The organism is Adlercreutzia equolifaciens (assembly GCF_029076695.1).
Classification (GTDB): Bacteria; Actinomycetota; Coriobacteriia; order Coriobacteriales; family Eggerthellaceae; genus Adlercreutzia; species Adlercreutzia equolifaciens_A.
Genome location: NZ_JARFIK010000002.1, coordinates 866,291 through 882,578, shown reverse-complemented (window position 1 = coordinate 882,578; position 16,288 = coordinate 866,291). Strand labels below are relative to the sequence as shown.

Sequence of the window (16,288 nt, the reverse complement as noted above, 5' to 3'; positions counted from 1 at the left end):
TCTTGCGGTATACTTCTACCCGTGGTTTTTGAGCTATATACCCTTCGGGTATTGATTATAGACAAACATATATTTCGCTACCCTGGCTGTATATGCTCATGCCCGTTCCACGGGCTTTTTTTATGACTTCAAATGGGGCATGAATCCCCCGATGAAAGGAGGAATCCGCGATGGATCCTGTGCTGATTGTCATCATTGGCATAATCGTCGGCGTGGTCCTCGGTTTCATCGTCTCTCGTGTTATCTCCAACGCATCGGGCAAGAACGCCAGCCGTGAGGCCGAGGCTCTTGTCGAAGATGCGAAGAAGCAGGCAGAGACGCTGCGACGCGAGGCGGCCGTAGAGGCGAAGGACCAGGCCCTGCGCTACAAGCAGGAAATGGAAGAGGAAAACAAGGAGCGCATGCGCGAAGTGCGCTCGGCCGAGAGCCGAGTGGCCCAGCGCGAGGAAACCCTCTCGCAGCGCGAGGAGTCCCTCGATCGACGGGTCGAATCCCTCGATGCGCGCGAGCACCAGCTTTCCTCGCTCCAGGGCCAGGTCGAGCGCCGTGAGCGCGAGGTGGACGAGGCCGAGAACGCCATCGCCCGTCATCGCGAAGAAGCTCAGATCGAAATCAACCAGGCCCTTGAGCGCGCTGCCGGCATGAGCCCGCAGGAGGCTAAGGAAGAACTCCTGGAAACCATCCACGATGAGGTCACGCGCGAATCCGCTGTCATTATCCGCGATGCCGAAACGCGCACGAGGGCCGAGGCGGACAAGAAGGCCCGTGAGATTCTCAGCCTGGCCATCCAGCGCGTTGCTGCCGACCACTCGGCCGAGAGCACCGTGTCCACTATTCATATTCCTTCCGACGACCTCAAGGGCCGCATTATCGGGCGCGAGGGCCGCAACATCCGCTCCTTCGAGCAGATGACCGGCACGAACCTCATCATCGACGACACGCCGGAGTGCGTCACCATCTCCTGCTTCGATCCGGTCCGTCGCGAGATCGGCCGCGTCACCATGGAGAACCTCATTGCCGATGGCCGTATTCACCCGGCCCGCATCGAGGAAATGTACGAAAAGGCCGTAGCTCTCGTGAACCAGCGCGTGCAGGAAGCGGGCGAGCAGGCCTCCTTCGACACCGGCATCCATGATCTGCACCCCGAGTTGGTGCGCACCTTGGGCCGTCTGCGCTATCGCACTTCGTTCGGCCAGAACGTGCTCAACCACTCTTTGGAGGTGGCTTACCTGGCTGGCGTCATGGCTGCCGAGCTGGGCCTCGACCCCATTCCGGTAAAGCGCGCCGGCCTCCTGCACGACTTGGGCAAAGCCGTCGACCACGAGGTTGAGGGCAGCCACGCCGTCATCGGCGCCGACCTGGCACGCCGCTTTGGCGAGCGTCCCGAGATTGTCCATGCCATCGAGGCCCATCACAACGATATTGAGCCCAACTCGGTTATCGACGTGCTCATTCAGGCTGCCGATGCCGTTTCGGCCGCTCGTCCCGGTGCTCGCAAAGAAACCCTGGACGCCTACATCAAGCGCCTTGAGAAGCTCGAGGAAATTGCCAACTCCCACAAGGGCGTCGAGCGCACCTTCGCCATTCAGGCCGGCCGTGAGGTTCGCGTCATGGTCGAGCCCGAAGTGGTCGATGAGGCCCAGTCCGTGGTGCTTGCCCACGACATCGCCCATCAAATCGAGAGCGAAATGCAGTACCCCGGTCAGGTCAAGGTTGTTGTCATCCGCGAGAGCCGCGCGGTGGATTACGCCAAATAAGTCATGACCGATTCGTCGCTGACCAACTTCATAGATACTGTTTGCGGCGAGAGCCGTCTCCGAGTCGAAGCCGACCTCGGGGACGGCTTCGTTCGTTTACGCAGCTCGGAAGCAGAACGTCGCCAGGCCGCCCAGGACATCCGCTCCAGCGAGGACATTGTCATCGAGCTTCTGCGCAACGCTCGCGATGCGGGAGCGCGCCATATTTTCGTGGCCACCCAGAAGAGCGGCACCACGCGCCATCTTACTATCATTGACGACGGCTGCGGCATTCCCGCCTCGCAGCACGAGCGTATTTTCGAACCGCGCGTCACCTCTAAGCTGGATACGGCCCATATGGACAAGTGGGGCATGCACGGACGAGGCATGGCTCTCTATTCCATTGCCGTGAACGCCTCTGTGGCCCAGGTCAAAGACTCCGCTCCGAACAACGGAGCCAGTATCGTGGTGGAGACGAACACCGAGCAGCTAGGGGAGAAGACCGATCAATCCACCTTCCCTCATTTCGAGAAAGGGGAGGGCGGTGTCCTTGCCATGCGCGGCCCGAAGAACATCCTGCGCACCGTCTGCGAGTTCGCTCTGGAGCATCGCCACGACTGCGAAGTGTTCATCGGCTCTCCCACCGACATTGCCGCAACCCTGGTAGCGTACGGGATGGCCACGCTTTCGCCTTCGGCTCGAGCCTTCTGCCCCGCACCTGACACGTTGCCCCTGATCAAGCGCCTTGCCGTGGCCACCGATCCCGAGCACCTAAGCGCCTTGTGCGAGGCCATGGGGCTTGAGCTGTCCAGCCGATCTGCGCGCCGCATTTTGGATGGCACCATCCCTCCCGTGGCTCCTTTGACTGAGCGCCTGCGTGCCGAGAGCTTTCCCGCACCAAAAGCCAGCTCTAAAGGCCCCCGCACCCCTCGCGCGGACCAGCGCGGCCTTCGCCTGGCCCCCGAAGATGTCGATCTTATCAAAGACCAGATCAATCGCGCCATGGAGGACATTGCCGCCCGCTATTACCTCGAAGGCACCGGCGAACCGGATATTACCGTGGGAGCCGAGGCCATTCGCATTACCATACCTCTGACAAAGATGCATTAAACCGGCCTCGAAGTTGCGTCACGGGCAGCGAACCGATAGAATATGAAAGCTGTCAATGATGAGGTAGTTCACCCCTGATTCGACGAAAATGCACCCTTAATCAAGCTTCAACACTCTACCAACGACAAGGATCAGCGACGTGTCTAGCACCACAGAAACCAGGCCGCCCATCGGCTGCCTCAAGGTATCCTCGAAATCTTCTCCGGCTTCCGTGGCCGGTGCTATTGCCGGCATGATTAAAGACGGAGCTACCGTCGAAATTCAGGCCGTCGGCGCCGGGGCAGTAAATCAAGCCGTGAAAGCGGTGGCCATCTCGCGCGGATTCCTGTCTCCCGTCGGTATTGAAATCTGCTGCATTCCTTCTTTTGCCGACATTGTCATCGACGGTGAATATCGCACGGCCATTCGCTTTGCGGTCGAGCCGAAGGGCGGCACGGTTGTTCCCGTGGTCGCCGAAGCTGCGCTGTAGAGCAAGGCCCGTCCATGAGCAATCTTTTTGAGGGAAGCACCTTCTGCATCCATACCTTTGGCTGCCAGATGAACAAGCACGACTCCGAGCGCGTTGCCGGCATGCTGGAGGGCCTGGGCGCGCTGCCCGTCGACACTATCGAAGAAGCTGATATCGTCGCGTTCATGACCTGCTGCGTCCGTGAGGCGGCAGATACGCGCCTTTATGGCCAGGTTGCCTCCATGAAGAACATTTCCGTGCGCGAGGGAAGCCCCTTCAACAAGCGTCTTATTGCCGTTGGCGGCTGCATCGGCCAACGCGACGGCGCCAAGCTCACCGACGAGCTGCCGCATCTTGATGTCGTCTTTGGCACCCACAACCTGGGATCCCTTCCTGCGCTGCTGACGGCCGCTGCCCAAGAAGGGGGGCATCGCGTCGAAGTGCTCGACGCCGCCGACGACTTCTCCTCTTCGCTTCCCACCGATCGCGAGAACGCCTGGGCCGCCTGGCTGCCCATCACCGTGGGCTGCAACAACTTCTGCACCTACTGCATTGTGCCCTATGTGCGCGGTCGTGAGAAATCTCGCACCCTGGAGGACATTGCCCAGGAGGCCCAAGGGTACGTGGACGCCGGCGTGAAGGAAATTACGCTGCTGGGGCAGAACGTGAACTCCTACGGACGCGATCTCTATGGCGAGCCGCGCTTCGCCGAGGTGCTCGATGCTGTCGATGCGACGGGTATCGAACGTTTGCGCTTTGCCACCAGCCACCCGAAAGACCTCACTGACGAGGTCATTGCTCGCTTTGGCACGCTGCGTTCCCTCATGCCCGCCCTGCACCTGCCGGTACAGTCAGGGTCCAATCGCATCCTGAAGGCCATGAACCGCCGCTACACCCGCGAGCATTACCTGGATCTGGTTAAGAAGTTGCGCGCTGTCGTGCCCGATATTGCTCTTTCTACCGACATTATCGTGGGCTTCCCCGGCGAAACTGAAGAGGACTTCCTGGAAACCTACCGCTTGGTCGAAGAGGTGGGCTACAACCAGGTGTTCACGTTCATCTACTCCAAGCGCGAGGGGACGCCGGCAGCGTCCATGGAAGACGATACACCGCGAGAGGTTATCCAAGAACGCTTCGATCGCTTGGTGGACCTGGTACAGCGCAAGGCCTTTGAAGCCAACCAGGATGAGCAGGGGAGTGTCGTTCCCGTTCTGGTAGAGGGCACCTCCAAGCGCGATACCTCCATTCTGGCGGGCCGTAGTCCGAAGAACCAAACCGTCCATGCGCCGCTGCCTGCCGGGGTTGAAATCGACGAGCTCATCGGCACCACGGTATCCGTCAAGGTCGACGAGGCACGCACCTGGTATTTATCCGGCACGGTTGTTAATGAAGACGCTTAAGACGCCGGTTATCACCATCGTTGGCCCTACTGCCAGCGGCAAGACCGACGTGGCCCAACAGGTGGCTCTGGCGGTTAAGGGCGCGGTTGTGAGCGCCGACTCCATGCAAATCTATCGCGGCATGGACATTGGCACGGGCAAGCTTCCTGTCAGCGAACGCCAGGTGCCTCATTTTGGTTTCGATCTGCGCGATCCCGGTGAGCCCTACAGTGCAGCGCTCTTTCAGGACTACGGACGCTCCTGCATTGCAGCCCTGGATGCACAGGACACTCCCGCCGTGTTGTGCGGCGGTACGGGGCTTTATGTGCGCGCGGTCATCGATGACTATCAATTTCCCACGGGCGAACAAGTGGCCAACCCTGTTCGCGATCATTACACCGCCTACGCCGAGGCCCATGGCAACGAGGCTCTTTGGCAGCTGCTGCAGGAGCGCGATCCCGAAAGCGCTGCCGTCGTCCATCCCAACAACGTGCGCCGTGTCGTTCGTGCCTTCGAATTGCTCGAGGAGGGCGGCTCCTACGCGCGCCAAAAGGAGCAGTTAGCTCATATTGCGCCCTACCTGCCGTCGGTGCAGTTTGGGCTGGCCGTCGATCCCGACATTCTCAACGAACGCATTAACCGTCGGGTTGATGCCATGATGGATCAAGGCCTTGTTAACGAGGTGGAGCACCTGCTTGATCAGGGTTTTCGCCAAGGTGTGACGGCGCCCCAGGCCATTGGCTACAAGGAGATTGTCGAAGCCTTGGAGGCCCGATGCACCCTTGATGAGGCTGTAGAGGCCATCAAGCAGGCAACTCGTCGTTACGCCAAGCGGCAGCGCACCTGGTTTCGTCGCGATGAGCGCATTTGCTGGCTGGATGCCACGGATCCTCAGCCAGAGCGCCTGGCCGAGCAAATTCTCTCCCATGAGAGCCTCAAAGGCATTTTCGCCCGATAATTTCCCTGACGTTTTCTTCTTGTGCTATGATACGGGGCGTTTGTCCCGCACCGTTGACGGTGCCGATTAAGGAGTGATGCCCATGCGCCTGTAACGACCCGTCTTTTCCCGTACCGCTTTCGGTACTTCTGTCGTTACGAACACCAAGGAGCATGGCTTATGACTGAATATGTATCTGTAATCCAAAAGGGACCGGCTACCATGGCCGAGGAGCAGCGCGAGCGCGCCGTTCTTGTAGGCGTTGACCGTCCGGGGCTCGAGTGGCCTCTTGAATCTTCGCTGGCGGAATTGGAGCGTCTAGCTGACACAGCCGGAGCCGATACCGTTGCCGTGACCACGCAAAAGCTTGATGCGCCTAATCCGCGTACCTTTGTCGGCTCGGGCAAGGCTGAGGAAATTGCCGAGTTAGCCCGCACTTACAAGGCTGATCTGGTTATCTTCGACGACGAGCTTACACCCTCGCAGCAGGCCAACCTCGAGAAAATCATGGACAAGAACGTCAAGGTCATTGACCGTACCGCGCTCATCCTCGATATCTTCGCCTTGCATGCTACGTCCAAAGAAGGACGCCTCCAAGTGCGTCTGGCACAGAACCAGTACCTGTATCCGCGCCTGCGCGGCATGTGGGCTCACCTGGCCTCCAACCGCATGGGCGGCGGCGTCGGCTCGCGCTTCGGCGAAGGTGAGAGTCAGCTTGAGGTGGATCGTCGTATGGTGCGCAAGCGCATTACCTCCATTCGACGGGAATTGGCCCATCTGGCCGAGGTTCGCTCTTTGCAGCGAGAGAGCCGCTATGGCAGCGGCATGTTCAAAGTGGCTCTGGCCGGCTACACCAATGCCGGGAAGAGCTCCCTGATCAATCGATTGACGGGCTCGGACGTGCTCAGTTACGACAAGCTTTTCGCCACCTTGGACTCCACCACGCGCAAATTCGAGCTGCCCGAGGGCCGTGAAATTACCGTAACGGACACCGTTGGCTTTATCCAGAAGCTTCCCACCACCCTGGTGGAGGCCTTCAAGTCGACCTTGGACGAAATTACGGGGTCCGACTTGATTCTGCACGTCATCGATGCCTCGTCCCCGGAATTCGAAGGGCAGATTGAAGCCGTCCATGATGTACTTGATCAGATTGGCGCTCAGGATATTGCCTGCATTGAGGTTTTCAACAAGTGCGATCTGCTTGACGAAGACACCAAGCAGGGTCTCATGAGGCGGTTCCCTCATGCCCAATTTGTTTCAGCGCGCACCGGAGAGGGGATAGAGAAGCTGATAGCGGCCATAGCCGCCGCGGCGTCATCGTCAGACGTTAAGCTCGACGTGGTTATTCCTTACCAGCGAGGAGACCTGGTTTCCCTGGCTCACGAACGCTGCCATATCATCTCGGAATCCCATGAAGCCGACGGCACGCACCTGCAAATGCTCGCAGGACCGGCATTTGCCGCATCGTTCGAACCCTATGGGATTGAGAGCACCGACACCGATAGCGAAGCTTAAATACGGCGGAAAACGGCGACAACCTTGCCGGCAATAGAGCAGTTCGTGGTGATAATGGGATCCATGGAAGCGTTTTCGGGCTGAAGGCGAATATGATCGGCCTCCCGATAAAAGCGCTTAACCGTGGCCCCATCGTCGATAATGGCCACGACAATATCGCCGTTGTTAGCCACGGGCTGCTCTTTTACCACAACATAATCGCCGTCGTTAATGCCGGCCTCGATCATGGACTCACCTCGCACTGACAGCATGAAAGAGGGAGCATCGCCGACAATTTCCGTAGGGAGCGTAATGTTATCGGTGATATTTTCCTCGGCAAGAATGGGCGAGCCAGCGGCTACATTGCCCACGAGGGGAATAGTGACCAAGTTGCTGTAGGCCTCGGCGCCGGAAACCACCGAGGAAGCCGCGTCTTCAATGGCATAGGTAAGAGCAATAGAGCGCGACTTGAGCGGGTCGCGCTTGATGAAGCCCTTTTCCTCCAGGGCCTTGAGATGCACATGAACCGTAGAAGGGGAGGAGAGACCGAGCGTTTGGCACACCTCGCGAACGGTAGGGCCGTAGCCCTTCTCCCGAATGCACGCCTCGATGCAGTCCAGCACGGCCTGCTGCCTCTTCGTCACCTTCTGAGTCATAGCGCATCCTTTCGAATAGCGTACATTTGTTTTATTTTCTCTTGACATGAACTTTTGTTCGCCCTATTATAACAACGAACAAAGGTTCTACGCAAGAGGTCAGGAGATAAAAATGGCACGCTACGAATTCCCCATTGCCTTCGCTCTGAGCACCATCGCCAGCTTCGTTATCTTTTTTGCCTAGACGCAGCCCACTCGGGGTGTCGTGAAGGTAGCAATGTTTTGAAAACGGGAGTGAAGTGCTCCGTATAAGGTATCATGGGTTTTCAACTCATTGTTAGGAGGCCCTATGCGCTGCCCATCCTGCGGCTACCCAGAGTCTAAAGTGGTCGATTCTCGCTCTGCGGACGAGGGCGCCTCTATTCGTCGTCGGCGCGAGTGTCTCGAGTGCGGTCATCGCTTTACCACCTACGAGCGTCTGGCTGAAAACCCTATTCTCGTCACCAAAACCGACGGCTCTTCCGAGGTCTTCAATCGCGAGAAGCTCATGCGCGGCCTGCTTATTGCCTGCGCAAAACGGCCCATTACGCCGGAGAAAATCGACAACCTTATCGCTAGCATCGAAACCGAACTGCGCTCCTCGCAGCGCACGGAAATCAAATCGAAAGACCTGGGCGATATGGTTCTCGCACGCCTGGCCAACCTTGATGACGTGGCCTATATTCGCTTTGCCAGCGTCTACAAAGACTTCCAGAGCATCGAGGAGTTCTCTCAAGCTCTCAGCGAAATAGGGTAGTGCCATGCTTGCCGTCAACGTTACCCTTCTCGATCCCGCCATGCCAGCGCCTGCCTACGCCCATGATGGCGATGCAGCCCTTGATATTCGCAGCACCGTCGACGGTGTGCTGCAGCCGGGCGAGCGTAGGCTCGTGCCCTGTGGGTTCGCCCTCGAGCTTCCCGAAGGCTATGCAGCCCTGGTTTTGCCGCGCAGCGGTCTTGCGGCAAAGCATGGCATTTCGGTGGTTAATGCACCCGGCCTGATCGACAGCGGTTATCGCGGAGAAATCAAGGTATGTCTTATCAATACCGATACTGACCAGGCATTTTCTTTCTCCCGCGGTGATCGCATCGCCCAGCTCATGATCATTCCCGTACCCACTGTTCATTTCAACCTTGTTGACTCTTTGTCAATAAGCGAACGCGGTTCCGCTGGCTTTGGCAGCAGCGGACTTCAGTAGAATCGAGTTTTCATGTCAGAACCAGAGAACAAGCCTCAGATCGATCCTGATAAGAGTGTTCAGGCTTTCGCCGAACAAGCAAACCTTAATTCAGCCCGCACCTTGTCCACCATTGCCACCATTGGCGGCCCGGTGTCGTTCATTATCGGCGGCGTGCTCCTCAGCACAGTGTCTCTGGTCTGCGCCATCATAGCGCTCATCAAAACCAAGCGCGTGCTTGCCAATCCTGAATCACCGTACGTGGGCTATGCTCGAGCGCTTAAACAAACCGCCTTCATGGGAATCTTCATTAGCCTGGTGGCTCTCGTTCTCAATATTATCGGGGTTGTCACCATGCTGCCGGCCCTTATGGATGCCATGCAGTCCGGAGACTACAGCTCGCTGCTGGGTAACGGAGTTGCCACATCGCCGTCAGCGCCCTCATCAGGAGAATCGGCCTGGGGCTAAGCTCACGGCGCCTCCACAGCTATCGGCTACAATAATCCGCAGTGGATACCAACGCTCTCTTAAGAGCTACGATAGAAAGGCTGATAATCTATGTTATGTAAAGTAAATTCATTGAATAAGAGTACAGGGATTCTCGCCTCTTTTATTCTCGTTTTGGCCCTCGCCTTTAGTCTGGTTGCCTTCTCTGGCTGCTCTCAGCCTCAGGATGACTCTCAAGTCATCGAACAGTCGCTCACCTCTGAGTTGAATAGCATCAAGGATCTGGATGACAGCTTTGTCAACGAGTTTTCCGAAAGCATCAATATGAGCCAGCTTTCGATGTATGGCATCGACGGCGTTGAGTTCATGAAGGCGTATCTTGACGGCTTCGATTACACCATCGACAGCATTAACGTCAACGGCGACACCGCTGAAGCTCAGATCACTCTGACGTGCAAAAGCTATACGGGTTATCAGCAGGCTCTTGAAGAAGCCGTAACGAAGATTACGGAGAACCCTGACGAGCTGGCCGGCATGTCCAACGAGGACATCAACAAGAAGATCGGTGAAATTGTCACCGGCTCCTTGGATGGCGTTGAGCTCAAACCTACCGAGCCTATCACCATCACGTACACTAAGGTCAATGACGTATGGGAACCGGCTTCGTCTACTTCGGGCGACATTTCCGCTGCTCTTATGACCAACTAACCTGCGGCTTGCTCCAACAAAACCCTTAAGGCACCTGATTACAGGTGCCTTCTTTTATAATGGAGCAAAAATCTTATAGTGTGAAAGAAAACGAACATGCGTACTGATTTTAAAAAAGGGGAGGGGGAGTCCTACTCCCCTCTTACACCGCGGCTTATGGTACAACTGGCAGCCCCCCATACCTGGCCTGCCGCTATCCTGCCTGTTCTCATAGCCGTGGGATGCACGGTGGCCACGCGCGGCGTCTTCTCCCCTCTTATGGCCCTGGTACTGCTTGTCATCTGCATACTTATGCAGTCCTCCGTCAACACCTTCAACGACTATTTCGACTTCGTCAAGGGCACCGACAGCGCCGAGGACAATGTAGAAGTGACCGACGCGGTGCTGGTCTACAATCATGTGAACCCGCGCACGGTGCTCATGTACGCTATCGGACTCTTAGTTGCGGCCTTCCTGTTGGGCCTCTACGTTATTTTCCAAGCTGGTTTTATTCCCCTGGTCATTGCCCTTGTTGGCGCTCTCATGGTGGTGCTGTATTCAGGCGGGAAAACCCCTATCTCCTACCTGCCCATCGGCGAGCTGGTCAGCGGTGGCGTGATGGGCGGCCTTATTCCCCTCGCCTGCTACCAGGTGCTCTCGGGGACCTTCTCCTGGATGATGCTTCTTTGGAGCGTACCCACTATTATCGGCGTCGGACTCATCATGATGACGAACAATACCTGCGACATTGAGAAGGACGTCGAGGCCCAGCGCAAAACTTTGCCGGTACTTCTGGGGCGTCCGAAATCCCGCGCGCTCTATCATGGCCTTTTGGTAACGTGGGCCTGCGCCATCGTTCTGATTATCTGCCTTTGGTTTGCCCACGGCATTATCGTTTTGCCCTTTATGGTACTGGCCTGCTATCCTCTCATGGTGGGGCTCTGGAAGAATCCCCTGATCCCTGCCTCGCGCGTCGGCGCGATGGGACAAATTTGCAGCGTGAACGTGGCCCTCGGGGCATTCTACGCCTGCGCTCTTATGCTGTAGCGCCAGGCCAGCGAATCTGCACGTTGTCGATAAAGCAATCGGGCAGCCCATCAAGGGAAAACTGATCCAGCAACTCCTCGGGGGTAGCAGGATCAGTGGTTGGGGCCAGACCGGTTATGCCGGCAATATACCCTATTACCGCCGCAGGAGTTTTGAATCGCTCAAGCAGCTCATCGAGAGCCGCATCTTTATCCCGCTTGGAAAGGCGACGATCCTGCTCAGCCACAAGAAGCGGCACATGGGCATACTGCGCCGAAGGCAGACCGAGCAACTGTTGCAAGTAGATCTGCTGCGGCGTCGAGCACAGCAGGTCCACCCCGCGCACCACGGAATTCACGCCCTGAGCAGCGTCATCCACCACTACGGCCAGCTGGTAGGCAAAGGCGCCGTCGGAACGCTGGATCAGAAAATCGCCGCACTCGATATCGAGCCGCTGCGTGGTGACACCCTGAATCAGATCATCGAACGTAATGGTTTCGTCAGGTACCGTCAGACGCTGCGCCGGTCGACGACCCGCAGCCTCGCGCTTCGCCCTTTCGGAAGCGCTCAAAGAACGGCACGTTCCCGGATACACGGGCTTTTCGCCATGATGGGGCGCCGAGGCGGCATGGAGATCGGCTCGGGTGCAATAGCAGGGGTAAATCAAACCGCGCTCTTGCAGGTGGGCAAAAGCCGCCTGATAGGCCTCGTCGCGGTCGTGCTGGAAAAAGGGACCTTCGTCCCAATACAGCCCCAGAGCTTCGAAATCTCGTTGCACGCCATCGATGAACTGCGGTTTCGATCGCTCTCGGTCAAGATCTTCCACGCGCAGCACCATGCGTCCCCCCTGGGACTTGGCCACCAGCCACGCCACCAGAGCCGCGAAAATATTGCCCGCGTGCATACGGCCCGTCGGCGAAGGGGCGAACCGTCCCACCACGGCACGGTCGCCACCGGGTACCCCCGTGCGCTCACCGTCAGACGCCGAAGCGCCGCAAGCCGCCGTCATGGCTACTTCTTGCGTCGATCATCGACGTGCTTGGCCTTGCCCACAGCGCGCTCAATGCCGCCGGGCTCTACCAAACGCACCGTCGGCGCCACCAAAAGCGTGCTCTTCAGCTTCTCAGCGATGTTCTCCTTGATGGCGTTCATGGACTCGAAGGAGTCGGAGAAGGCCTCGGGGCGCAGCTCGGTTTCTACCGTGAACACGTCCATGCCGTTCTTGGTGTCCACCACAATGTGGTAATGCGGCGTGACTTCCTCAATACCACTGAGTACATCCTCAATCTGGGACGGGAATACATTAGTACCGCGGATAATGAGCATGTCATCGCTGCGCGAGCGCACCTTGTCCATGCGCGCATGGGTACGGCCGCAGGCGCAGGGCTCGGTATGCACGCAGGTAAGATCATGGGTGCGATAGCGAAGCACCGGGATAGCCTGCTTGTCGAGGGGCGTGAGCACCAGTTCGCCCATCTCGCCCTCGCCCACCGGCTCGCCGGTTTCGGGATCCACCACTTCCCACAGGAAGTGGTCCTCGGCAATGTGCTGCTGGAAGCGCTCGGCCAGGCACTCGCCGGATACGCCCGGGCCCATAACCTCGGTAAGTCCGTAGTTGTCCGTGCAAGTAATGTGCATGCGACGCTCGATTTCCGCCTTCAGGCCCGGCGGGCACGGCTCGCCGCCGAAAAGACCCACGCGCAAGGGAGACGAGGCCCAATCGTAGCCCATCTGCTCCCCCACCTCGCAAATATGCATGGCATAGGAAGGCGTGGCCACCAGCACCGTAGTGCCGTAGTCCTCGATCATCTGAATGTGGCGCTCGGTATTGCCCGACCCCGCGGGAATCATGGCGCATCCCAGCTTCTGCAGGCCGTAGTGCAGGCCGAAGCCACCGGTGAACATGCCGTAGCCAAAGGCCATTTGGGCCACATCGCCCGGCACCACGCCGGCCATTTGCACGAGGCGCGCGATGCAATCGCTCCAGACATCCATATCGTCGGGCGTGTAGCCCACCACCACCGGTTTGCCCGTGGTGCCCGATGAGGAGTGAAGTTCGCGCACGTCGGACAGCGGAACGGCAAACAGGCCGAACGGGAACGTGTCGCGCAGCACCGTCTTGTCCGTAAAGGGCAGCTTGCGCACATCGGCCAAAGTCTGGATATCCTCGGGCGCCACCCCCATCTCGTCCATTTTCTGGCGATACCAGGGCACGCGCTCGTAGGTATAAGCCACTTGCTTCTTCAGCTTCTCCAACTGAAGAGCCTCGATTTCCTCACGCGAGGCGCACTCGATGGCGCGATCGAAGATGGGCAGCTCGTCGAAACGGCCTTCCTGGGCCGCGCGCAGGGCGGCTCCCTTCTGCGTAACGGCAAAGGATTCCTCGGCACACGCCATGGCTCTAGGCCTCCTTCCAGTCAGGGCGCTCGGCAACGTAGCGCGTGATATCTTCCTGAGAGATGGTTTCCACGGGCTGATCAGCCAGAAGCTGACGCGCCTGCTCGGGATCGGTAGTAGAGAGCACAATGTAGGTGGAGATCATGGAATAGCTGTACACCACGTTGATGCCGCATTCAGCCAAGACCCCCATAACGCGCAGCAACTCGCCGGGCTTGTCCTCCAGCTTAAGGCAGAGCACGGGAGAAACCACGCAGGCGCATCCTGCCTCGCGGAGCGCCGCGTAAGCCGCCTCGGGCTTGTCCACCACGAAGCGGAGAATGCCGTACTCGCCGGTGTCGGAAGCGGAATAGCCGCGCACGCTGACGCCGGCCTGGTCGAAGAGACTCAACACGCGACCCAGGTGGCCCGGCTTGCTTTCGGCGAAAACGCTGATCTGGGATACCGTCATGATCTACTTCCCTTCCTGGTCAAGCACGAAATTGCGGCCGGCGCGCAAGGCTGCTATGTTGGCCTCGATGGTGCGCGGGGGCACGCGGTCCTCGATGGTGGCAACCCATACGTCCTCGGGAATATCGAGGCGCGCCGTCAAGGCACCGAGCAGCACCACGTTGGCCGTCTTGGGATTGCCCACCTTCCAGGCAACATCGGCCGCCGGCACCAAAAGCGCTCCGGCCTCGATCAAGGTCTCGCGGGGATGGGCGGGCATCGACGCGGCCCCGGTGAGCACCGGCAGGGGCTTAATGGCCTCGTCGTTGACAATCAGCGAGCCGCCCTCCTTCAAGTTGGGAAGATTGCGCAGAGCCTCGGTAGTCTCGAAGGCCACGATGATATCGGCACTGCCCTCGTCGGCTACCATGGACTGCACGTTTTCACCGACGCGCACCACGGTGGTAACGGCGCCGCCGCGCTGGGACATGCCGTGAATCTCGGATACCTTCACCTGAAGACCGGCGCGCATGCAGCCGAAGGCCAAAAGATCGGCGGCAAGGATGGTGCCCTGCCCGCCCACGCCGCACAAAAGCACTGTTTTCGTATCGCTCATAGCTCTCCCCTACTCCTTGACGATGGCGTCGAAGCGGCAGTATTGCGCGCACTGGCCGCACCCGATGCACTGGGCGCGATCGATGTAGGCCACGCCCATCTCATCGCGGGCGATGGCCGGGCAGCCCAGGGTGGCGCACACGCCGCAAGCGGTGCATTTGCTGGTAACCTCGTAAGGCGTCTTGTTCACGCGCTCCAACAACACGCAGGGAGAACGGAACACCAGCACCGAGAGGCCCTCGAAAGCCGTGGCCTCCTTCAAGGCCGTGCGCACGGCCTCGGCATCGTTGGGGTCGATCACCCGCACGTCCTCGACGCCTAGAGCCGTCACAACGGCCTCGATGTTCAGCTCGCGGCTCGGCCGCTCCTGAAGCGTCACGCCGTTGAAAGGATTTCCCTGGCGGCCGGTCATAGCCGTCGTGCGGTTGTCGAGCACGCACACGGTGCCCGAGCCCTGGTTGTACACGGTAGAGATGAGCGAACTCAAGCCCGAATGGGCGAAGGTGGAGTCACCGATGACCGCCACCACGGGCTTGTGGTCGATGCCCGCCAAGGCAAGCTCGAAGCCATGGGACATAGAGACCGAGGCACCCATATCCACCGTGGTGTCCATGGCCGACAGCGGCGGCAAGGCGCCCAAGGTATAGCAGCCGATATCGCCGGTGACGATGGCCTTCATACGGGAAAGCTCCTTGAACACCAAGCGATGAGGACATCCGGCACACAGCGCCGGCGGTCGGGGGGGCAAGCCCTCCACGGGAGCCGCATGGGGCAGCTCTTCCCCACCAAAGGCAGCACGAACCAAGCCGGGGGTCAGCTCGCCGGCGCGGGGCAGCGGATGCGGGGTTTCGGTCACGGTTACCTCGCAGGCGCGCACCGCGTCGATTAGATAGGTGGACGCCTCCTCCACCACGTAGAGGTTATCCACTGAGGCAGCGAAATCGCGCAGAGCCTGAGCCGGCAGGGGCCACGTGACGCCCAACTTGAAGACGCTGGCATCGGGCAGCGCCTCCACCACATGCTGGTAGACCGCGCCGGCGCAGACCACGCCCACCGCCGACCCGCGGCGCTCGATCTTGTTGTAGGGACAGTCCTCGACCCAGTCGCGCAAGGCATCGATGCGGTCCAGCTGGACAAGACGACGCGGTTTGGCGAACGCGGGCATCATCACCCATTTGCGCGGGTCCTTTTCGTAAGGACGCAGCGGCACCGGCTGGCGCTCGCCGGGCTCCACCGGCGTCTTCGTGTGCGAGATACGCACACTGGAGCGAATGAGGAAGGGCACGTCGAAGCGCTCGGACAGCTCGAAGGCCTCGCGGGTGAACTGCAGGGCCTCGGCAGAATCCGCGGGATCGAGGCACGGAAGCGCCGCCGCCATGGCGTAGTAGTGGGAGTCCTGCTCGTTCTGCGAGGAGTACATGCCCGGATCGTCGGCGGCCAGAATGACGAAGCCGCCCCCGACGCCGGTATAGGCCGCGGTGAACAAGGGGTCGGCAGCCACGTTCACGCCGACATGCTTCATGGTGGCCAGCACGCGCGCGCCGGCTGCCGAAGCGCCGACACCCACCTCGACGGCTACCTTCTCATTCACGCACCATTCAGCGTACACATCGTCCTTCTTCGCAAACGCCTCGAGCGTTTCCGTGGACGGAGTACCCGGATAGGCCACGCCGATGGTGCACCCGGCTTCCCAGGCGCCCTGAGCGATGGCCTCGTTTCCCGACATCAACTCCATAGACTCTTTCCTCGTCTTCTCAGGCGGCCTCCCCA

17 protein-coding genes are annotated in these 16,288 nt (G+C 59.3%); 11 read left to right on the top strand and 6 right to left on the bottom strand.

Annotated elements, in window-relative coordinates; translation table 11 throughout:
- The first annotated feature begins 170 nt into the window (after nt 1–170).
- From rny to hflX, 6 genes are all read left to right on the top strand, one after another.
- Nucleotides 171–1,757, top strand: coding sequence for a ribonuclease Y (gene rny, locus PZH32_RS09520; protein WP_275207817.1), 1,587 nt, complete (start codon nt 171–173; stop codon nt 1,755–1,757).
- A 3-nt stretch (nt 1,758–1,760) separates the two neighbouring features.
- Nucleotides 1,761–2,846, top strand: coding sequence for an ATP-binding protein (locus PZH32_RS09515; RefSeq protein WP_275207815.1), 1,086 nt, complete (start codon nt 1,761–1,763; stop codon nt 2,844–2,846).
- A 139-nt stretch (nt 2,847–2,985) separates the two neighbouring features.
- On the top strand, nt 2,986–3,315 hold the full coding sequence (locus tag PZH32_RS09510; RefSeq protein WP_275207813.1) for a stage V sporulation protein S: 330 nt from the start codon (nt 2,986–2,988) through the stop codon (nt 3,313–3,315).
- Between the two features lie 14 nt (nt 3,316–3,329).
- A complete protein-coding gene (gene miaB, locus PZH32_RS09505; protein WP_275207811.1) occupies nt 3,330–4,694 on the top strand; it encodes a tRNA (N6-isopentenyl adenosine(37)-C2)-methylthiotransferase MiaB in 1,365 nt (454 codons plus the stop codon).
- Nucleotides 4,681–5,631: a tRNA (adenosine(37)-N6)-dimethylallyltransferase MiaA gene (miaA, locus tag PZH32_RS09500; RefSeq protein ID WP_275207810.1), complete on the top strand. Its 951-nt coding sequence runs from the start codon at nt 4,681–4,683 to the stop codon at nt 5,629–5,631. The genes miaB and miaA overlap by 14 nt, the downstream gene beginning before the upstream one ends.
- 159 nt (nt 5,632–5,790) lie before the next feature.
- Nucleotides 5,791–7,125, top strand: a complete 1,335-nt coding sequence (hflX, locus tag PZH32_RS09495; RefSeq protein ID WP_275207808.1) for a GTPase HflX — start codon at nt 5,791–5,793, stop codon at nt 7,123–7,125.
- Here the strand turns inward: hflX and lexA are convergent.
- Complete coding sequence (lexA, locus tag PZH32_RS09490; RefSeq protein WP_275207806.1) at nt 7,122–7,760, bottom strand: transcriptional repressor LexA; 639 nt, start codon at nt 7,758–7,760, stop codon at nt 7,122–7,124. The genes hflX and lexA overlap by 4 nt on opposite strands.
- 289 nt (nt 7,761–8,049) lie before the next feature.
- On the opposite strand from lexA, the gene nrdR reads away from it, so the two are divergent.
- The 5 genes from nrdR (at nt 8,050) to PZH32_RS09465 (ending at nt 11,098) form a co-directional block, all read left to right on the top strand.
- Nucleotides 8,050–8,496 (top strand): transcriptional regulator NrdR, encoded by a 447-nt coding sequence (nrdR, locus tag PZH32_RS09485; protein ID WP_275207805.1) that lies wholly within the window; start codon nt 8,050–8,052, stop codon nt 8,494–8,496.
- Nucleotides 8,497–8,500: 4 nt separating this feature from the next.
- A complete protein-coding gene (gene dut / locus PZH32_RS09480; RefSeq protein ID WP_275207804.1) occupies nt 8,501–8,938 on the top strand; it encodes a dUTP diphosphatase in 438 nt (145 codons plus the stop codon).
- 12 nt (nt 8,939–8,950) lie between these two features.
- Nucleotides 8,951–9,385, top strand: coding sequence for a hypothetical protein (locus PZH32_RS09475; RefSeq protein ID WP_275207802.1), 435 nt, complete (start codon nt 8,951–8,953; stop codon nt 9,383–9,385).
- A 303-nt stretch (nt 9,386–9,688) separates the two neighbouring features.
- Complete coding sequence (locus tag PZH32_RS09470; protein ID WP_275207800.1) at nt 9,689–10,072, top strand: hypothetical protein; 384 nt, start codon at nt 9,689–9,691, stop codon at nt 10,070–10,072.
- Nucleotides 10,073–10,168: 96 nt separating this feature from the next.
- A complete protein-coding gene (locus tag PZH32_RS09465; RefSeq protein ID WP_275207798.1) occupies nt 10,169–11,098 on the top strand; it encodes a prenyltransferase in 930 nt (309 codons plus the stop codon).
- Here the strand turns inward: PZH32_RS09465 and gluQRS are convergent.
- Genes gluQRS through PZH32_RS09440 form a run of 5 tightly spaced genes read right to left on the bottom strand, consistent with a single transcriptional unit; the run spans nt 11,088 to nt 16,253 of the window.
- Entirely contained in the window at nt 11,088–12,086 is a 999-nt protein-coding gene (gene gluQRS / locus PZH32_RS09460; protein WP_275207796.1) for a tRNA glutamyl-Q(34) synthetase GluQRS, read from the bottom strand. The genes PZH32_RS09465 and gluQRS overlap by 11 nt on opposite strands.
- Nucleotides 12,087–12,088: 2 nt before the next feature.
- On the bottom strand, nt 12,089–13,474 hold the full coding sequence (locus tag PZH32_RS09455; protein ID WP_275207794.1) for a phenylacetate--CoA ligase family protein: 1,386 nt from the start codon (nt 13,472–13,474) through the stop codon (nt 12,089–12,091).
- A gap of 4 nt (nt 13,475–13,478) precedes the next feature.
- Nucleotides 13,479–13,925 carry an amino acid-binding protein gene (locus tag PZH32_RS09450; RefSeq protein WP_275207792.1) on the bottom strand — a complete coding sequence of 149 codons (447 nt, stop codon included), beginning with the start codon at nt 13,923–13,925 and terminating at the stop codon, nt 13,479–13,481.
- Between the two features lie 3 nt (nt 13,926–13,928).
- Nucleotides 13,929–14,519: an indolepyruvate oxidoreductase subunit beta gene (locus PZH32_RS09445; protein WP_275207790.1), complete on the bottom strand. Its 591-nt coding sequence runs from the start codon at nt 14,517–14,519 to the stop codon at nt 13,929–13,931.
- A 9-nt stretch (nt 14,520–14,528) separates the two neighbouring features.
- Entirely contained in the window at nt 14,529–16,253 is a 1,725-nt protein-coding gene (locus PZH32_RS09440; protein WP_275207788.1) for a thiamine pyrophosphate-dependent enzyme, read from the bottom strand.
- Nucleotides 16,254–16,288 lie beyond the last annotated feature (35 nt).

What these genes read in the sequence shown, in the direction of transcription:
- rny (WP_275207817.1), top strand. Translation starts at nt 171, where the DNA reads ATGGATCCTGTGCTGATTGTCATCATTGGCATAATCGTCGGCGTGGTC.
- PZH32_RS09515 (WP_275207815.1), top strand. Translation starts at nt 1,761, where the DNA reads ATGACCGATTCGTCGCTGACCAACTTCATAGATACTGTTTGCGGCGAG.
- miaB (WP_275207811.1), top strand. Translation starts at nt 3,330, where the DNA reads ATGAGCAATCTTTTTGAGGGAAGCACCTTCTGCATCCATACCTTTGGC.
- miaA (WP_275207810.1), top strand. Translation starts at nt 4,681, where the DNA reads ATGAAGACGCTTAAGACGCCGGTTATCACCATCGTTGGCCCTACTGCC.
- hflX (WP_275207808.1), top strand. Translation starts at nt 5,791, where the DNA reads ATGACTGAATATGTATCTGTAATCCAAAAGGGACCGGCTACCATGGCC.
- lexA (WP_275207806.1), bottom strand. Translation starts at nt 7,760, where the DNA reads ATGACTCAGAAGGTGACGAAGAGGCAGCAGGCCGTGCTGGACTGCATC.
- nrdR (WP_275207805.1), top strand. Translation starts at nt 8,050, where the DNA reads ATGCGCTGCCCATCCTGCGGCTACCCAGAGTCTAAAGTGGTCGATTCT.
- dut (WP_275207804.1), top strand. Translation starts at nt 8,501, where the DNA reads ATGCTTGCCGTCAACGTTACCCTTCTCGATCCCGCCATGCCAGCGCCT.
- PZH32_RS09475 (WP_275207802.1), top strand. Translation starts at nt 8,951, where the DNA reads ATGTCAGAACCAGAGAACAAGCCTCAGATCGATCCTGATAAGAGTGTT.
- PZH32_RS09470 (WP_275207800.1), top strand. Translation starts at nt 9,689, where the DNA reads ATGAGCCAGCTTTCGATGTATGGCATCGACGGCGTTGAGTTCATGAAG.
- PZH32_RS09465 (WP_275207798.1), top strand. Translation starts at nt 10,169, where the DNA reads ATGCGTACTGATTTTAAAAAAGGGGAGGGGGAGTCCTACTCCCCTCTT.
- gluQRS (WP_275207796.1), bottom strand. Translation starts at nt 12,086, where the DNA reads ATGACGGCGGCTTGCGGCGCTTCGGCGTCTGACGGTGAGCGCACGGGG.
- PZH32_RS09455 (WP_275207794.1), bottom strand. Translation starts at nt 13,474, where the DNA reads ATGGCGTGTGCCGAGGAATCCTTTGCCGTTACGCAGAAGGGAGCCGCC.
- PZH32_RS09450 (WP_275207792.1), bottom strand. Translation starts at nt 13,925, where the DNA reads ATGACGGTATCCCAGATCAGCGTTTTCGCCGAAAGCAAGCCGGGCCAC.
- PZH32_RS09445 (WP_275207790.1), bottom strand. Translation starts at nt 14,519, where the DNA reads ATGAGCGATACGAAAACAGTGCTTTTGTGCGGCGTGGGCGGGCAGGGC.
- PZH32_RS09440 (WP_275207788.1), bottom strand. Translation starts at nt 16,253, where the DNA reads ATGGAGTTGATGTCGGGAAACGAGGCCATCGCTCAGGGCGCCTGGGAA.